Origin of the sequence: Calothrix sp. FACHB-168 (assembly GCF_963889195.1) — a bacterium.
Classification (GTDB): Bacteria; Cyanobacteriota; Cyanobacteriia; order Cyanobacteriales; family Nostocaceae; genus Aulosira; species Aulosira anomala_A.
The window spans coordinates 1-18,566 of record NZ_CAWPNJ010000034.1; the positions used below are offsets into that span (position 1 = coordinate 1).

Below are 18,566 nucleotides of genomic sequence, written 5' to 3' on the forward strand. Positions count from 1 at the left end.
AGGCTAATGTTGCACTAGTGAACCACAACCTCGTTTTGGAGTACCATTTGGGAAAATATCATACTTTCATGCTTGGTTGTGGGATTTTCCCGTGATTGACTGACTTGAAAGATTTATTTCTTCCTTGTCCTCCTTGTCTCCCTTATCTTTCATACATGGCGATGAAATTTTGTTTCATCTAGACTGCCTTCATTCCCAGCCTCAAACTAGATGTAATTAAAGCACAGTGCAAACCCCAGAAGATAGAGTTTGCTGTTTTTGGCATGTTGTAAAATAAACAATAGAAGGATTCGGAGGGCCATTAACTGGTCATAAACGCCTATAGAGACTATCTATGGAAATCTCCAAGGTTTAAAGTCCAGCCAGCTGAAGCAACTACAGCGGCTGTACCACCAGCGCATACCGGGCGATCGCATCAGTACGTCCGAGTTTTCTCAGCGACTGGCAGCAATCAGTACAGAGATAAATCAGCCTGTGTGTGCCTACCTCAACCGTCGCGGACAAGTGATTCGTGTAGGGGTAGGCACACCGCGTCAGACGCAAATCCCACCGCTAGAATTGCCCCGTTATGGTGCAGAACGACTTAGCGGTATTCGTTGCATTGCCACTCATCTCAAGTCAGAACCACCCAATGAAGGGGCGCTGACAGCGATGGCTTTGCAACGTTTAGATGCATTGGTAGTACTAAATATTACCGGCACGGGATTTACCCGTCGAGGTGGCGGCGCTACTGGCTACGTCAAAGAAGCTTATTTAGCTCACCTGACACCCCAGGAATCTCAGGCTGTGCTGGCCAGTGGGAATTTATCTAAAGTTGGGTCGAGTGGTGTGCAGTCGCCAAGCTGGAATGTATCGCCACCAATGAGTTTGGATGAATTAACACAGCAGGATTTTCTCGATTTAGTGGAAAATCTGGAAGCTGAATTTCAGCGAGAATTTGTTGCCCAGCAAGTAGATATCGACCACGATCGCGTGTTAATTGTGGGAGTGATGACAGACGAAAAGAGTCATTTAGAATTCCACGATACCTTGGCGGAATTGGCACGGTTAGTAGATACAGCCGGGGGCGATGTTTTACAGACAGTACAACAAAAGCGATCGCGGATTCATCCTCAAACAGTCGTTGGCGAAGGTAAAGTCCAAGAAGTCGCCCTAACAGCCCAAACTTTAGGCGCAACTCTCGTCGTCTTCGATCGCGATCTCTCACCCGCCCAAGTCCGCAACTTAGAAGCCCAAATAGGCGTTCGGGTAGTCGATCGTACCGAAGTCATATTAGATATATTCGCCCAACGCGCTCAGTCCCGTGCTGGTAAATTACAAGTCGAACTAGCACAGCTAGAATATATGCTGCCTCGCCTGACTGGTAGAGGGCAAGCCATGTCCCGATTAGGGGGTGGTATCGGTACTCGAGGCCCTGGTGAAACCAAACTAGAAACTGAACGCCGCGCCATTCAGCGACGGATTTCGCGATTGCAACAAGAAGTCAACCAGTTGCAAGCCCATCGTTCCCGGTTACGCCAACGCCGACAGCATCGAGAAGTCCCCTCAGTAGCTTTGGTTGGTTATACCAACGCTGGTAAATCAACTTTGCTCAATGCCCTCACCAATGCGGAGGTATATACAGCCGACCAGCTATTTGCGACTCTTGATCCTACCACGCGCCGTCTAGTAATTTCCCAAGCCGAGACAGGTGAAACCCAAGAGATTCTACTGACAGACACAGTAGGATTTATACATGAATTACCAGCCTCACTAATGGATGCTTTTCGCGCTACCTTAGAAGAAGTCACAGAAGCAGATGCTTTACTGCATTTAGTCGATTTGTCTCATCCAGCTTGGTTGAGCCATATTCGCTCAGTTAGAGACATTCTCGCCCAAATGCCCGTGACTCCAGGCCCAGCACTAGTGGTTTTTAACAAAATCGACCAAGTCAACAGCGAAACCCTAGCCTTAGCACGAGAAGAGTTTCCTTTAGCAGTATTTATATCTGCTAGCCAGCGTTTAGGATTGGAAACCCTACGCCATCGCTTAACCCAGCTGATTCAATATGCTGTTGACTCGCGGTAAATACTAAAAATTTAGTAAATTTTGTCTTTTAGTTAAAATGCTGTAGTTATATTTAACTACGGCATTTGTTATATAGGGAGCATCCCAATTTTGACGCAATATCCTTCTAGCGTATTGCTATACCAACAAAGCCTGCCTTCGCAGGCTATCAAACTTTTAGCCTGCGAAGGCAGGCTTCGTATTTCTAGCCCCACCCTTATAGGGTGAGGGCGTTTTTGCACATTTGGGATGCTCCCGTTATATACAGCAGATTTCAGGTAAATGAAGTACGCGCTTTGGGGCATGGCAGTGCCAGTGCCCCTACAATCAACGATATAGTCTGTACTTCACCAACTAGCAATCTGCTGTAAATGTAAATATTTTGTCTACACATATTAATAATTATGACTATAGAAGCCCAAAATTGCCCACCAACAACAAATATAGTAGCAAGTGAAAATATCAATATTTTGCCATCTAAATATCTACAAATAGATAACTTTCTCACTTCAGAAGAACATCAGCAACTACTCGAATATGTTTGCCAACAAGAAGCAAACTTTGTAAATACCAGTACTTCTACCAATGAAGTAAATTATCGTCAATCAAAGGTGCTTTATTATTTCCCAGATTTTTCTCAATTAATTTTGCAGAAAATAGCAGCTGTTTTACCTGAAGTCATAGATAAATTAGAAATACCTGCATTTACGAGCAATTATATTGAAAGCCAACTCACTGCCCATAATGATGGTAATTATTACAAAATTCATAATGATAATGGTAGCCCAGAAACTAGCCTGAGAGAAATTACTTATGTTTATTATTTTTATCAAGAACCTAAAAAATTCTCAGGGGGAGAATTGCTGATTTACGATAGCAAAATTGCCAATAGCTTTTATGTAAATGCCGATTCTTTTCAAAAAGTCGAGCCTCGAAATAATAGTATTGTATTTTTTCTCAGTCACTATATGCATGAAGTACTGCCTGTAGTTTGCCCCTCTAGAGTTTTTGCAGATAGCCGCTTCACTATTAACGGCTGGGTTAATCGCTCTATTGTTTGACTAATTACAGGAGAAAGATAACAGTTTAAACTGCCGTGTATATTGCATCTTTCTATCAGTATTGCTATAGAAATCGTCAATGATTTATGAAATATTATACCAATTTCAATAATCTTTGCTACACATCAAAATATTCTAGAGGGCATGGCATTGCCAGTGCCCCTACAATCTGTCGCATTCTTTTTTCCAATTGGTATTACATCTAGAGTTGTTGACTGTTAAGCGTTGACAGTCAATAGTCAACAATCAACAGCCAAAACCGATATTTTGTAACCATGAAATAGGATTGCTATATATAGTAATGCGTTTAAGAGTTACAAACACCTATCTCCCTTGTCCTCCTTCTCCCCCTTGTCTCCCTTGTCCTTTTTGTTCGTATATCAAATAGGATTGCTATATATACTGAATTAAGTTTAATAAGGATGTAGCTTACCCTAACATTCAGGGCTAGAGAATATGACTAGTTGAAAAGCCAGATATTCTTATCCGAGCAATAATTCAGTTAATTATACCTGTTATTTTACTGTTGGTTTTCTCAAAAAAGTCACTTGGCACTCTTACACCAACAGGAACTATTCCATAAAATCCGATGGTTTTAAATGCCTAAATTAAAAATTTCATGAATATGTCTAAAACTCTAGACTATCTGTCACGATCTGTGGCAACTTATATTCATCACTAACTTAGCCGTAGCCTTCACTGAAACTATCAGTGTTGACAGTACCCAACAATTACAAAACTCTGTGATAAAAATTTGCCAAGTTTTGGCTGGATTCCAGTGAGAAAATCATATCTTTTGAGATTACAGGCAAAACGTAACAGCTTGATGTATGACAACCACAAAAAATTTTATGAGCATTCAACGCATATCCACCTTAATTTTGATATCTTTTGGTGGCAGTTTACTGCTTGCCCCATCTGCTCAAGCAGCAGATTTTAAAACAAATGTTAGCTACTCTAACTATCCTCAAAATATCTCTCAGGGAGATATTTGGTTACAATCTATTACTCAAAAAGATAAGCAAGGAAAAGACCAGACATTTTCTAATTTTTCCTTTGTTAATAGGGTTAATATTCTGGAAAATGATCAAAAAACCCAGAATACTCTTGGTGCAGCCAGTACAGATAGAGGTGATAAAGCTTCTAAACCCAAAGGTATAGAAGTCGAGGAAAATCCCGATGCTAAGGGAATTGCTGCTTACTTGGGTAACAATAACCTCAACAACATTATTGATACTGAAGATAGCGGGTCTTTTAAAATGAACCTTTGGTTTGACACTACTATTAGGCAAGATGCTTCTGGTTTAGACAACCTCTTCTTTTGGGAACGGAATAAGAATAGTGATTTGGGTATTCAAGCAATTGATGAAAATGGCAATTTACTTGGGAACTTTCTGAAACTGACAAGAGGTGACGGTCAGAAAGACGCAGGTTACCAGATTGACACGACTGAAATTGGTGCTGCTCAAAAAGTTGGTTCTTGGGGGGTAAGCCTCAAGGAACTAGGATTAAACGATGAACAAGCTAGCAAGGGTATTAAAGGCATTCAAGTAAGTGCTAACGCAGATTACAACGGCCCTGATTTCAAAGTTATCGCTAGAAGTGTACCCGAACCTAGTACAACTGCTGCCCTGGCGTTAGTAGCAATGAGTGCCCTCAAAGTCTTGAACAAGAAGCGCCTAGCAAAAGTTTAAACTATACTCTGTGAGTAAGAAAAAGACGCTTTCAAAATTACAGGCTGGACAAAGCCCAGCCTATCTATTTTTTGCTGGGCTTTAACAATCAAATGGTAAGGGACTTCCAAGAAATAAATTATCCAATCTTGTGGGGTGGGCAGCGTTCGACTGAGCGCTCACGCCGAAGTCTTGCCCGCCTTTGACTATGGGCGGGCGAGACGCCCACCCCACAATAAATAGTTGTATATTTTTTTATTTGGAAGTCCCTAATTTAAATTTTCAACTCTACCAGTAACAATTTAGGGGAACATAACTTTCTCGTAACTTTTACGACTAGATAAACCACATCTATTTTGAGAACCATCGTTTTAAAAGTAGTGGGAGCATCTTGCTCCCTACTCTTCGTAGCGGGCAAGACTTCGGCGTGATTGCTCAGTCGAACGCTGCCCACACTACTCCAGGTTTCAAAATGAACGAGTTTTAACTAGATTGATGATATCGGTTAATACTGAAATAAAATTAATATCGCTGAGTAATCACCGTATAGTTGCTGAGGCTATAACTATTTAAAGTGGAATAATATCGATTTATTAAGAAAACCTGGTGCAAACATACAATTAGTCAAGAGTCTATAGCTAAAAATCTATCGACTATTGACTAAACTTTATTTGTATAAAAATAAAATTATTGTGACTTTTAACTGAACTCAAAGACGGTAATACTGGCAAAGGTCTAAAATTAAGAATATTCAAACTAATCGAGGAAGTTATGGCGGCAAAAGTAGAAATTTATACCTGGAGGACTTGCCCATTTTGTATCCGCGCTAAAAATTTGCTAATTACCAAGGGCGTTGAATTTATTGAATACAGCATCGATGGTGATGAGACAGCAAGGGATAAAATGGCTCAAAGAGCTAATGGAAGACGCTCTTTGCCTCAAATTTTCATCAACGACGATCATGTTGGTGGTTGTGATGATATTCATGCTTTAGATCGTCAAGGTAAGCTAGATGAGTTACTTGTAGCTAGCAATAGTTTATAGATGAATGATGAAAATTACGCTTTATTTACTACACAAGGAAGTGCAAATCAGTCTGAACATCAAGGGATAATGTAAATTGAATAACTTTAAATTTCCTGGTGCTTGAGGCAAAAAGCGTGAAACTAGCTTTTATCATCGATCCCATCCATCAGCTCGATCCATGTCACGATACTAGTGTTGCCTTAATGGAAGCAGCGCAAATACTCGGACATGAAGTGTGGATAACGCAGGCTAATCTGTTGACTGTAGTAGAAGGAAAAGCCTGGGCTATTTTACAGCGCGTAGAAATTACTCCAGTTCAACTGGTGGAAGGACGCTATTTTGCAGCAAATCCTTGGTACAAGTTGAGCAATGCAGAAAGCTTGTTGACTTGCTTAGAAACAATGGATGCTGTTTTTATGCGGACAGATCCACCAGTGAATGATGCTTATCTCTATGCAACTTACATTTTGGATTATATCGACCAAAACAAAACCTTAGTCATTAACAGTCCCAAAGGTATCCGAGGGGCGAATGAAAAAATGTACGCCCTCCAGTTTACCGATGTAATTCCCGAAACAATAGTGAGTGCTGATAAGCTGGTTATCCGCAATTTCTTAGAAGCAAAAGGCGCAGCAGTGCTAAAGCCACTAGGGAATAAAGCTGGGGAAGGGATTTTATTTTTACAACCAAGCGATCGCAATTTTAACTCTATTGTTGAACTCAGCACTTCTCAAGGTCGAGTACCAGTAATGGTACAAACCTACCTACCACAAGCAAAAGAGGGAGACAAGAGAATCATTCTTCTCAATGGCGAACCCATTGGCGCTCTCAATCGCCTGTCTAGCGGTAGTGACTTTCGCAATAATATGGCGGCTGGTGGTACAGTGGCAAAAACGGAAATTACCGCCAGAGAGCAGGAAATTTGTAGACAATTAGCCGACAAATTACGCCAAGACGGCTTAATTTTTGTGGGTATTGATGTGATTGGCGGTTACCTGACTGAAGTTAACGTTACTAGTCCTACTGGAGTTCGGGAAATCGACAGACTAGATGGTACTAACCTTGCTAGTCAAGTTATTCAATGGGCAGAGCAAACGCTACTAGATAACGCAAAGAAATAACTAATGACAACTGAACTATCAATAAAAATAATTTAGTTTCTGGAGTTTTTTAGTTTCTTCTACTTTAGGGGAAGCCTATGCCTATGTAATTTCCCGATCGCACAGCGCAAATACATACAAGTGAGAGCAGTTCTCCTGGGGCTAGTCTTCCCAAAGTTTCGGCAAATAATTTCTATTTTCGCTATTTTATCCCATACAAAATTGAGGACATCTGAGCTAGCAGACTCATGCCCAATTTCATCAGGTTTGGGGTTAGGGTTGAGGAGTTTCGTCACTAATTAGCAATCTTAGTGATGGAACCGAAATAATTTACTCTTGATTGGCATCAACTCCATACCTAACACTTTCTATACTGTCTTTAGTTCGACCTGAGAATTAATTTGGCGATCGCTTAATTTTTCGGTTGGTTGCGTCGCCGTTGCAGAAAATCAGGAATATCTAAGACAGGTTTTTCTTTGGGTTCGGGAATAGGAGAAGGTGGGCTAACAGTTGGCGGCTGTTGTGATACCGGTCTTCTGGGTGGCGGTGTGGTGACTCTGGTGTTAGCAGCTGTTTGCTGTGGTGCTGCTTGTGGCTCACCTGTAAACCCAGTTGCAATTACAGTAATCCTGACTTCTCCTTGGAGTCTGTCATCAATCACTGCACCAAAAATAATATTGGCGTTAGGATCGACTACTTCATAAATTGTTTCCGCCGCAGCGTTGACTTCATGCAAGGTGAGATCGCTACCACCAGTAATGTTAAATACAACTCCTCTAGCTCCTTCAATCGAACATTCGAGTAATGGCGAAGAAATAGCCGCGATCGCCGCTTCTCTAGCTCTTGATTTTCCAGAACTCACGCCGATTCCCATCAGTGCCGATCCGGCATCAGCCATCACAGCTCGCACATCCGCAAAGTCAACGTTAACTAAGCCAGGGATCGTAATGATATCGGAAATACCTTGTACCCCTTGACGCAGGACATCATCTGCATAGCGAAAAGCTTCTTGTACTGGTGTTTGTTCGGGGATCACTTCCAACAGCTTATTGTTAGGGATGATAATTAGCGTATCTACCCTACTTTTAAGACCTTCAATTCCTTGCTCTGCTTGACTGGTACGGCGTCGTCCTTCAAACACAAACGGGCGTGTCACTACACCGACTGTCAGCGCACCCATTTCTTTGGCTACTTCTGCAACTATCGGTGCTGCACCAGTTCCCGTACCACCGCCCATACCAGCAGTGATGAATACTAAGTCAGCTCCTTCTAAAGCTGTAGCTATTTCATCTCTCGACTCCTCTGCTGCTTTCTGTCCAATAGCCGGATTACCGCCTGCACCTAAACCGCGAGTCAGTTTCTGCCCGATTTGTAACCGACTAGGAGCACCAGCTAAAGTAAGAGCTTGGGCATCTGTATTAATAGACCAAAACTCCACGCCACTGACATCAGACTCAATCATGCGGTTAACAGCATTACCACCACCGCCACCTACACCAATCACTTTGATGTTGGCAACTCTACCAGGAACAATCTCTCCAATGCGGTTACTTTCAGAGGTCATCTTTTTACCGTCATGATTTTGTCCAAAGTTCAGCCCTGAGTGATTAAAAGGATTGGTCGAGTTAACAGCCAGTGAAAACCCTGACTGTCCCACTGATTGGGAGTTTTTATAGGTAAGCCCTTGGTTATTATCAAGTGTCATTGGATTTGTGAAAGGTAGATAAACGACTTTTTCAGGTGTTACTCACCTAAGAGTCAACTATAGTTTGACACTGCCATAAATCATGACAGTGTTCTTTATTGTTCTCACTACTTCCAACCCTAACAGGATGAAGAGTGCGAAATTTCGCTACGGCATCAGCCAGGAACGCAGCCGATCGCACAACTAGTTCTAGAGAAGTATACCTATATTTACTTAAAAATGATCTGTATAACTTCAGTCTATGATTAATATTTTCAGTCTTAGGTTGGTAATTTAGCTTGATTTGAATTTGCTGTTGCCAATGGTTTTCTCCCGCGATTACTAATAAATTAGAACGGTTACTAATTTTACAACTTACAGTATTGATTTTTTTTCTGGCGATCGCCACTCTCAAAAAATTAATTTTGTATATTTTATAATCTCCTTTCAAAGAAAAATACTGGTTAAAGAAATTATTACCAATATTAAATTTGACTAACTCACAAATACAACAGTGTTTAAATATACATATAACTACAGTACAAGTGAATCTACACCCAAAATTACACTCAGACCGTACAACTTGTAAAGACAGGTTGTCAGGCTTTGTGTCTGATTGAGAAATATTTTTAATAGGTTTCACCATTGGAGATGATTGCACCTGATTACACAAAATTTGCCCTCTACTTGTTAATGTTTAGGTTGCTGGTCAATTGATAGCAAACCTTGATTGATTAGCTGTTGAGTTTGTTAACTCACGTTGGTTGGAGAAATATTCTACCTTATAGAAATCGTTACTGGTGTCGCTGGCACAGATATCGCCAAATAGCTATCTAACTTAGATAGTTTAGGGTGAGGATAAAATGTCCCCAGTTTTCACCAACCAAAGCTGACGACACATCGGGTAAATTGTCACGAGAAAATCTCACAACAAAATACGAAAATCGCTCTTAAGAGTCAACAGTCAACCACGCCGCACTGAGCTTGTCGAAGTGTCAATAGTCAACCGTCAACGCTATTTTCAAGTTAGCCATTCACAAGAAAATCTCTCTTTCCCATGCCCCATGCCCATTTTCAAGCTAGTCTGGCGAAAACTTTCTACCCTATGGCTAAATGTTAAAGTAAAAATAGAGATGCTTTTACTGACTAGGGCAGGTTTTGTAAATTCCCCTCTCATGTTATTGGGTAGTTAAAGCTGATTGCCTGATTGGGCACTGAAATCTAAAAAAATAATAAATATATTTAGCGGCATATAATTATTCAGTTAATCACAGCTTTGTGTACATTAAAACCCGCAACATCTGTTTAGGGAGTTCGGATATTTACTTTTAATTTTTTTTGGTTCAATTGTACTAAAGGATTTTCGGGGTTTTTGATATCAATGTATTCTATTTGGCTAGAATTCAACTTGCTAGGTAAATAGCGCATTTGAGCTAGCATTTTAATTTGTTCGGCTAAATGGGAGCTAGGCGGGCCTAGATGTACATTTCCTAGTTCGGTTTTCAAAATTAAATTTGTGGGATTTTGACAATCAATTTCTGTAACTTTGACGGAACTTTGACTCACAGACAGATAAAGTTGGCTCCAGTAAGGTAGATATTGTTCTGGTTTGCCAATGACTTTGAGACTAGGTAATGTACCAGTAGAATTCAACGCTCTGTATTTATCTAAAGGTATCCAAACTCCGCTAGCATCTATTAAACCTACAGATTCTTGTTTGTTACTATTTTCAGTATTTGTACTGTGAGTAGCTTGAGTAAACGCTACAGGTACTCGTTCCTGGATTTCAATAATTAATCCTGGGGGGAACAGACGGCGCGTCACAATTGCTTGTGCAATGGTGGGTTGTTGCTTCAATGATTCTGCGATCGCAGCTGGTTGAATCCGCCATAAAGACTGAGGATAGGAAATAGCGAGTAGCGATCGCATTGTCTCTTCTGACAGTGATTGATTCGCTGATTTGACAGCAATTTGATTAGGCGAATTGAGTACCCACATTGGTTGAATTGCTATCCAAAGCAAACATCCTGCCAGACTACTAATAGCAAAGGTTCGCCAAATAGTCTGAATAATTCTCATCTGCTGCTGTCGCCGTAATTTTTGACGACGTTGGGCTAAATCCATAGGGGACACTGATACTAAGCCAGCCATTAAAACCTCAATTGTGGGTGAGCGTCAAAATTATTGATACCCAAGGGAGGGTCAATTAATTTTAGTAAACTCTGTTGGCATGTTGTAGCCTTGATTCTCAAGACTTTTTTCACGTTTGAGTAACAATTTACCGCAACTACATTAGGATTGTGGCACGAGGAAATGGGAATCGAAAAGTTAGCGCTGCTAATTTTAATTCTCATGTAACCTTTTGACTGTAGGGTCACAGCCATTATCTGCTAAAAAATCTACAGTAGCCGTCTGAAAATATTTAATGTATCTGTATATATACATTCAACTTATTAAGTATTAATGCTTAGGATTTGTTAGAGCGATCGCTACTTTTTTTCAGTTCTCAACTCTTTGTCAAGAGCTTAGTTTTCAACTTTCATCTACATACAGCAGATTGCCAGTTGGTGAGGTAGAAACGATCGTTGATTGTAGGGGCACTGGCACTACCATGCCCCGAAGCGCGTACCTCATTTACCTAAAATATGCTGTACTTGACAGAGTCGATTTTGTCCTCATATTGTCAAAAGTCCAGAGTCAAAGGCTAACTTGGACTAGAGACTGCACCCAACAGATTGCATCTTGCACCAAAGTATTTATACAGAGTTAATTATTTTCAATAAACATTAAATTTTAGCAATAAAACGAAAAACTAAGTTTATTAACCTGTGTAGGCAAGCTTAATTTGTATCGCTCACCCTTATATAGTGTAGGTGCAAGATATCAAACAGCCTTAATATCAATATATAAGTCTAAGCGCGTCAAAGCTTATTAATCGGAAAATATTACTAGGTAGCCGTTAGAACATATAGACATCTGAGTTTTTTTTGCAGATAATTACAAATTATTAATTTAAATATAAATATTTTTGGTGCTTGTATTGACAAAAATAACGCAAAATGATATGTATAACAATCTGCGAGGAAATAGTAACTTTTTTTACATATAAACTTAGTTATTGCGCTTTTTGCCTAATCAACTATAGACCAGAGATTGTCAAAAGCTCAATAGCAGCTGTACAAATGACAGATACACATAACGTATAAGGAAGAACTAGCTTGAAGTAATCTACCGATATTTGTTTGTAGCGATGTCTTCAACAACTTTTTCGGAGAAAGCCCTTTGATATATGTCTTCCACTAGACAAGAATAGACAATTATTGTCTATGCATTACTTACGTACCTCTATATTAGATAGAGATTTTTCGATAGCAAAAGATACAAAATAAAACCAGATCTAAATCTACATCTGCATCTACATGAGAACGACCCTAAATTTGTCACGGTTTTATAAAGCATGTAACCCTAGCTACACACTCAATATGGGTGATGTACTGGATAAGCAGTACTATATAGATTTTTCTGATGTACGTGGTTGCAAAATAGTTGAAGAACTACAACGTACTATCACCCGGATTTCCCCTGATGAGCCAACCTGTCAGTTATTTACAGGTCATATTGGTTGTGGGAAATCCACAGAGTTACAGCGTCTCAAAGCAGAGCTGGAATTAGCAGGATTTCATGTAGTTTATTTTGAATCCAGTCAAGACCTAGATATGGCGGATATTGATGTCAGCGATATATTGCTGAGTGTCGCTCGTCAAGTCAGTGTCAGTTTAGAAAAAATTGGTATCAAACTCAAACCGGGTTACTTTACCAACTTATTCAAAGAAATCGGAGATTTTTTACAAACTCCCATAGAATTATCTGGACAAGCAGAATTATCTCTAGGTATTGCCAAAATTACTGCCAAAACTAAAGATAGCGCCCAGATGCGCAATCAATTAAGGCAATATCTAGAGCCACGCACTAACAGTATTTTGCAAGCAATTAACGAGGAGATATTAGAAAAATCTGTTGAACAGCTCAAACAACGCGGTCAAAAAGGCTTAGTAGTCATCGTTGATAACCTAGATAGGGTAGATATGCGTCCTGTAGCTTCTGGACGCACCCAACCAGAGTATCTGTTTATTGACCGAGGAGAGCAGTTACGCCGACTCAAATGCCATTTAGTCTATACCATTCCCCTAGCCTTGATTTTTTCTAACGAGTACGAAACTCTCAAAAATCGCTTAGGTGGAGGAATCGCGCCAAAAGTTTTACCAATGGTACTGGTGCGTCAAAGAAATGGTGAAGACTCAGAGCCAGGAATGTCACTTTTGCGCCAGCTGGTTTTAGCCAGAGCTTTTCCAGAAGTTCCTTGGGATGAAAGATCTGAATTAATTACAGATTTATTTGATGATCGAGATACCCTATGTCGGATATGTCGTGTCAGTGGCGGTCACATTCGTAACTTATTAGGTCTGCTGTACAGTTGCTTACAAAGACAAGATCCGCCGTTTTCTAGAGAATGCTTAGAAGCAGTCATCAAAGACTATCGAGATGACCTGTTGTTAGCTATTGATGAATATCAGTGGAAATTACTATTTGAAGTAGTGCAGCAGCAAAGCGTTAAAGGCGAGTCTGACTACCAAAGCTTACTACGCAGTATGTATCTTTTTGAATACCGAGATCCTCAAGGACGTTGGTTTGGTATTAGTCCCGCATTAGCAGAAACAGAAAAAGTCCTGACTTGGCAGCAAAATAAATAAGCAATGCAAATCAATATTTAAAAAATATTGTAAAAAATTTGCGCCAATGCTTCTTAGCCATCACTAGTGGCTTGATTGACGCCACCCTGAACTAGCTACTCGTTGTAATTGTTCCCCAAATCCAAAACCTAGCTTTGCTAAGTATTTCGGCTGCTTAATGTGTAATTTTTTCTTCTTTTATCGCCCTGGTTTTATTTATGACAAAGTGGCAATTTACAGCAGCTATCGTTAATGATAATCAACATGCTCTACAAAGGATGGTTCGGGCAATCAAGCTCTCTAAAGGCCAATTTGCTTTGATTTTAGTCCGATGTAATTATGGGCAATTACGCGAGCAAATGTTGGGCAATCTTCGCTTACTAACTAAAGATATCTATATTCGAGAAATATTTCTGCCACCATCAACGAATGCTTTACATACACAAATCATCAAAGAACTATTTTTAGATCATCCTGTGGTGGCAAAAGACACGTTACCATCAGCTGTGATGGTTTTTGGTCTAGAGTCAATTCTCGCTCTAGATAATTTTCTGGCTGGTGTTAATCAAGCCAGAGATATTTATGCTGCTACTTTTCGATTTCCGCTAATATTTTGGCTACAAGATGACATCGCATCAATGCTGTCAAGATTAGCTCCTGATTTTAAAAGTTGGGCAGCTACGACAATTAAATTTGAATTAGCTAAAGAATATTTAATTGCTTTAATCCGCCAAGAAACTGAATCTTTATTTGCGAAAGTTTTAGAATCTGGTGCTGATAAATTTTTATCAAATGATGCTCTTGATTTAGCTCCTAAATCCCAAAATCGCCGAGAAATTGAGTCAGCCAGAAATGATTTACTGCGTCTATATGGAGTCAAATTAGAGCCAGAATTAGAAGCAAGTTTAGAATTTGTTTTGGGGCGTGATGAATACGCCAACGATCAAGTCGATAATGCTTTATTTCATTATCAAAGAAGCTTAGAACTGTGGCAACAGGTAGGTTCTGAAGAAAGTGGATTTGGAGATTTACAAGAGAATTTAGAAGTATATTCTCCCCATCCACCAAAATTAGCTTCGCCACCACTTCTGCGACAAGCTGTGGTAGTGTTCCATCTTGGCTTGTGTTATCGCCGCATGGCAGACTTATATCAAGGTGCTGATAGTAAATACTGGCAAGATGCGCTGTTTTGGTTTAGAAAATGCTTAGAGATATTAGAGGAAGCACAAAGACAAGATTTAGTAGCTAAATTTATCTTACCTGCTTGCGAAATGCTGCAACGCTTACAAGAGTGGGAAGAATTAGAAGAATTAGCCCAAAAATCTTTAAAGCTACATGAAAATTATGGTAATCAAGCCCAAGTTGCTCAAGATTACGGCTTTTTAGCAGATGTAGCCGCTTCCCAATCAAATTGGGTACTAGCCCATGAATTAGTCAACACAGCCCTTTCAATTGCAGAACAAACCACAGAAGTTACCCGTCGCCAGGAAAGTTGGTATCTGTTAATGCTAGCCAGGACACAGAGGCATCTTGGGGAGTGGGAAGAAGCAATTAATAATTTAGAATGGGCTAAGGTAGTCTGTGAACTCCAGTATGAGCCATCCCTGTATTTAGAAATTTTAGAAGAATTGCGATCGCTCTACTTTTTTGAGCGTCATGACTACACAGAAGCTTTTAGCCTCAAACAAGAAAAAATTCAAATAGAGCATCAGTACGGTTTTCGCGCCTTTATTGGGGCGAGTCAATTACAGCCACAACGCTATCGAATTAATCCAGTACTGGAACCGCAAAAAATACCCTTCATTCCTGAGGAAGTAGCCCAGGAAATTGCTGCATCTGGACGCCAACAAGATATTAGCCGATTAATTGAACGCATTACTCGTGCTGACTATAAACTGACAGTGATTCACGGGCCTTCCGGTGTCGGTAAAAGCTCAATTCTCAAAGCAGGTTTAGTCCCAGCTTTAAAAGGAAAAGTCATCGGCGAACGCATTCCTTTACCGATTGTATTATCTGTGTACACAGATTGGGTAACAGCATTGGGGCGCAGTGTCAATCAAGTACTGGCGGACACAGATATCTCGGCTGCACCAGAAATTACCCCAACTATCCTCATTGAAAAACTCCGGTTAGCATCGGAACGCAATCATACAATTATTATTATTCTTGACCAATTTGAAGAATTTTTCTTTGTCAGTACATCTCCAGAAAAGAAAATTCAATTTTATAAATTTTTTAGCGAATGTTTAAATATTGCCTTTGTTAAAATTATCTTAGCTATTCGAGAAGATTATTTACATTATTTATTAGAATTTGAACGTTTAAGTAAAGAAAATAGCGATGGCTTATATGATTTAGGCGTCATTAATAAAAACATTTTAGATAAAGATATTCGCTATTTTCTAGGTAAATTTAACAGCAATGATGCTATTAATATTATCAAAAGTTTAACCCAACGTTCCCATTATGAAATCACAGATGAATTAATTAATCAATTAGTGCATGATTTAGCTGAAGAAGTAGATGAAGTCCATCCGATTGAGCTACAAATAGTCGGTGCCCAACTACAAACAGAAAATATTACTACCCTCGCACAATACAAACTCTGTGGCGGCTCGACCAAACTAGTAGAACGCTGGCTAGAGGAAGTTATCAAAGATTGCGGTCAGGAAAATGAAGAGAAAAGTTGGAAATTATTATTTGAATTAACCGATGAAAAAGGTACAAGACCCCTCAAAACCAAGGCTGATTTGTCAGTTGCTCTTGGCAATAATTTGGTAACAATGTCTGATTTTGACGCGGCTTGGGAATTTATCTTAGAGATTTTGGTAGGTTCAGGGTTAATTTTACGCGAGCCAGAAGAATTAGGCGATCGCTATCAACTCGTTCACGATTATTTAGTGGAACCAATTCGCCAAAAAAATAACTATGGCATGGTTGCTGAACTAGAAAAAGTCAGAATTGAAAAAGACCGAGCTGAAGTAGCACAAAAACTATCTCAAGAACAACTCAATTTAGTTTTACAAAAGCGATTGCGAGAAGCCCGAATCGCAGGCGGAGTATTGGCAATCATGGCAGGGTCAATAGCCCTATTATGGTGGCAAGCTGACTTACAAAGAAGAGCGGCAATTCTGCAAAGCTTAAAAGCAGAACGTAGTGAAACTAACTTTAAAATCAGTGCTATTACTGCTGCCAGCGAAGCTCTATTTGCCTCCAATAAAGAATTTGATGGCTTGTTAGAAAGTTTACGGGCTTGGAACAGGCTAAAACTTTCAGAAGGAGTGCAAGCAGAAAATAAAATGCGGGTAGTAACAGCCTTGCAACAAGCTGTTTATGGTGTGAAAGAGCAAAATCGCCTAGAAGGACATAGTGATATTGTCTGGGGCGTTGCTTTTAGCCCTGATGGTAAATTGTTAGCCTCAGGTAGTAGGGATACAACTGTAAAACTTTGGCTGCCTAATGGAACTTTACTACAAACTCTCACAGGTCATAATGATGCTGTCACCAGCGTCAGTTTCAGCCCTGATGGACGCTTCCTGGCTTCTGCCAGTCTAGATAAAAATGTACTCATCTGGCGGAAAAATCCGACGACAGGGGAATTTGACCCACAGCCATACAAAACCTTAGAAGGTCATGGCGATTGGATTTATAGTGTCAGTTTTAGCCCTGATGGGGAGTTATTAGCGACTGCTAGCAAGGACTCAACGATTAAACTCTGGAGTAAAGATGGAAATTTAGTCAAAGTCCTTCGAGGACATGGGGGATGGGTTAACTGGGTTACCTTTAGCCCTGATGGACAATTTATTGCCTCAGCTAGTGAAGACAAAACCGTGAAAATTTGGCGAAGAGATGGTAACTTAGTCACTACCTTGCAAGGACATAAACAAGGTGTAATGGCTGTCGCCTTTAGTCCTAACGGTCAAATAATAGCTTCTGGGGGTAGAGATAAAATCATTAAGCTTTGGCGCAAAGAAGGCAATAACAGTAAAGATGGCTTTTATTTTCGTCCCAGTAAAACTTTACAGCAGAATAGCAAGACAATTTGGAGCCTAACCTTTAGTTCTGATGGTAAAAAGTTAGCCTCTGGCAGTGAAGATAACACCATTAATCTTTGGAGTGTGACAGGCACTTTATTAGATACCCTCAAAGGACATAGTGATGCCGTATCCAGTATCGCCTTTAGCCCAGATAACAAATTTCTCGCATCAGCTAGTTATGATAAAAGCGTGAAATTGTGGCGTTTAGACGCCCCAAAAATACCCATCCTCAAAGGTCATCAAGGTAGAGTTTTAAGTGTCGCCTGGAGTCCTGACGGTCAAATGTTAGCCTCTGGTAGTAAGGATAAGACAATCAAACTCTGGGAACGAAATCCCAAAAGCAATGAAGCCAAAGTCCATCTTTACAAAACTTTGCAGGGACACTTAGATAAAGTTGCTAGTGTCACCTTTGACCCTAAAGGCGAGATTTTAGCTTCAGCTAGCAACGACAAAACCGTCAAACTCTGGCGACGCGACGGTACTTTATTAAAAACACTCTCAGGACATAGCGATAACGTTCTGAGCGTCAATTTTAGCCCGGATGGCGAGCTATTAGCCTCAGCGAGTAAGGATAAGACAATCAAACTTTGGAGCCGTGATGGTCGCTTATTGACAACTCTAGTGGGGCACAATGGATGGGTAAATAGCGTGAATTTTAGCCCAGACAGTCAAATTTTAGCCTCTGCTAGTGACGATAAAACCATCAAACTCTGGCGGCGTGATGGAACTTTACTAACCACTTTCTCGCCTCAAGAGAGTTGGGTGTTAGGTGTCAGCTTTAGTCCTGATGGGCAAACATTAGCTTCAGCTAGTTGGGATAACACAGTCAAGTTATGGCGACAGGATGGTACCTTATTAAAAACCTTGTTAAAAGGCTATAGCGATAGCGTGAGCGCTGTGACTTTCAGCCCTAACGGTGAATTCCTCGCGGCGGCGAGTTGGGATCGTACAGTCAAACTCTGGAGCCGCGAGGGAAAATTAATTAAAACTTTGACTGGGCATCAGGGTGCAGTATTAAGCGTCAGTTTTAGCCCTGATGGGCAAACATTAGCTTCAGCTAGCGATGACAACACAATTATTCTCTGGAATTTGAATATTGATGACTTACTGCAACGTGGTTGTAACTGGGTGGATGATTACCTCAAGCACAACCGCAATGTCGATCAGCGCGATCGCACTCTTTGCGAGGGTATCATCCCCAACCCCTAG

The 18,566-nt window shown here is 40.3% G+C and carries 10 protein-coding genes; 7 read left to right on the plus strand and 3 right to left on the minus strand.

The window, feature by feature from the left end; genetic code table 11:
- The first annotated feature begins 321 nt into the window (after positions 1 to 321).
- From hflX to gshB, 5 genes are all read left to right on the plus strand, one after another.
- Positions 322 to 2,067, plus strand: a complete 1,746-nt coding sequence (gene hflX, locus AACW45_RS20860) for a GTPase HflX (RefSeq protein ID WP_190634532.1) — start codon at positions 322 to 324, stop codon at positions 2,065 to 2,067.
- Between the two features lie 383 nt (positions 2,068 to 2,450).
- Positions 2,451 to 3,107, plus strand: a complete 657-nt coding sequence (locus tag AACW45_RS20865; RefSeq protein ID WP_190634421.1) for a 2OG-Fe(II) oxygenase — start codon at positions 2,451 to 2,453, stop codon at positions 3,105 to 3,107.
- An 851-nt stretch (positions 3,108 to 3,958) separates the two neighbouring features.
- Positions 3,959 to 4,801, plus strand: coding sequence for an exosortase-dependent surface protein XDP2 (locus AACW45_RS20870; protein ID WP_190634424.1), 843 nt, complete (start codon positions 3,959 to 3,961; stop codon positions 4,799 to 4,801).
- Positions 4,802 to 5,551: 750 nt separating this feature from the next.
- Positions 5,552 to 5,824, plus strand: coding sequence for a glutaredoxin 3 (grxC, locus tag AACW45_RS20875; RefSeq protein WP_190634426.1), 273 nt, complete (start codon positions 5,552 to 5,554; stop codon positions 5,822 to 5,824).
- A 116-nt stretch (positions 5,825 to 5,940) separates the two neighbouring features.
- Entirely contained in the window at positions 5,941 to 6,927 is a 987-nt protein-coding gene (gene gshB, locus AACW45_RS20880; RefSeq protein ID WP_190634427.1) for a glutathione synthase, read from the plus strand.
- A 391-nt stretch (positions 6,928 to 7,318) separates the two neighbouring features.
- Here the strand turns inward: gshB and ftsZ are convergent, their stop codons facing one another.
- The 3 genes from ftsZ to AACW45_RS20895 form a co-directional block, all read right to left on the minus strand.
- Positions 7,319 to 8,611, minus strand: a complete 1,293-nt coding sequence (gene ftsZ / locus AACW45_RS20885) for a cell division protein FtsZ (RefSeq protein WP_190634428.1) — start codon at positions 8,609 to 8,611, stop codon at positions 7,319 to 7,321.
- 46 nt (positions 8,612 to 8,657) lie between these two features.
- The gene (locus tag AACW45_RS20890; RefSeq protein WP_242045732.1) at positions 8,658 to 9,041 is read right to left on the minus strand and encodes a hypothetical protein; all 384 of its coding nucleotides are present in this window, start codon (positions 9,039 to 9,041) and stop codon (positions 8,658 to 8,660) included.
- Between the two features lie 854 nt (positions 9,042 to 9,895).
- A complete protein-coding gene (locus AACW45_RS20895; RefSeq protein WP_190634430.1) occupies positions 9,896 to 10,741 on the minus strand; it encodes a cell division protein FtsQ/DivIB in 846 nt (281 codons plus the stop codon).
- 1,268 nt (positions 10,742 to 12,009) lie between these two features.
- Here AACW45_RS20895 and AACW45_RS20900 point away from each other — a divergent pair.
- Together AACW45_RS20900 and AACW45_RS20905 are read left to right on the plus strand one after the other, a co-directional pair.
- Positions 12,010 to 13,341, plus strand: coding sequence for a P-loop NTPase fold protein (locus AACW45_RS20900; protein WP_190634432.1), 1,332 nt, complete (start codon positions 12,010 to 12,012; stop codon positions 13,339 to 13,341).
- 197 nt (positions 13,342 to 13,538) lie between these two features.
- Complete coding sequence (locus AACW45_RS20905) at positions 13,539 to 18,566, plus strand: nSTAND1 domain-containing NTPase (protein WP_190634435.1); 5,028 nt, start codon at positions 13,539 to 13,541, stop codon at positions 18,564 to 18,566.

Bases quoted from the DNA above. Each gene is read 5' to 3' on its own strand.
- AACW45_RS20900 (WP_190634432.1), top strand. From the start codon at position 12,010: ATGAGAACGACCCTAAATTTGTCACGGTTTTATAAAGCATGTAACCCT.
- AACW45_RS20865 (WP_190634421.1), top strand. From the start codon at position 2,451: ATGACTATAGAAGCCCAAAATTGCCCACCAACAACAAATATAGTAGCA.
- AACW45_RS20895 (WP_190634430.1), bottom strand. From the start codon at position 10,741: ATGGCTGGCTTAGTATCAGTGTCCCCTATGGATTTAGCCCAACGTCGT.
- AACW45_RS20870 (WP_190634424.1), top strand. From the start codon at position 3,959: ATGAGCATTCAACGCATATCCACCTTAATTTTGATATCTTTTGGTGGC.
- grxC (WP_190634426.1), top strand. From the start codon at position 5,552: ATGGCGGCAAAAGTAGAAATTTATACCTGGAGGACTTGCCCATTTTGT.
- ftsZ (WP_190634428.1), bottom strand. From the start codon at position 8,611: ATGACACTTGATAATAACCAAGGGCTTACCTATAAAAACTCCCAATCA.
- AACW45_RS20905 (WP_190634435.1), top strand. From the start codon at position 13,539: ATGACAAAGTGGCAATTTACAGCAGCTATCGTTAATGATAATCAACAT.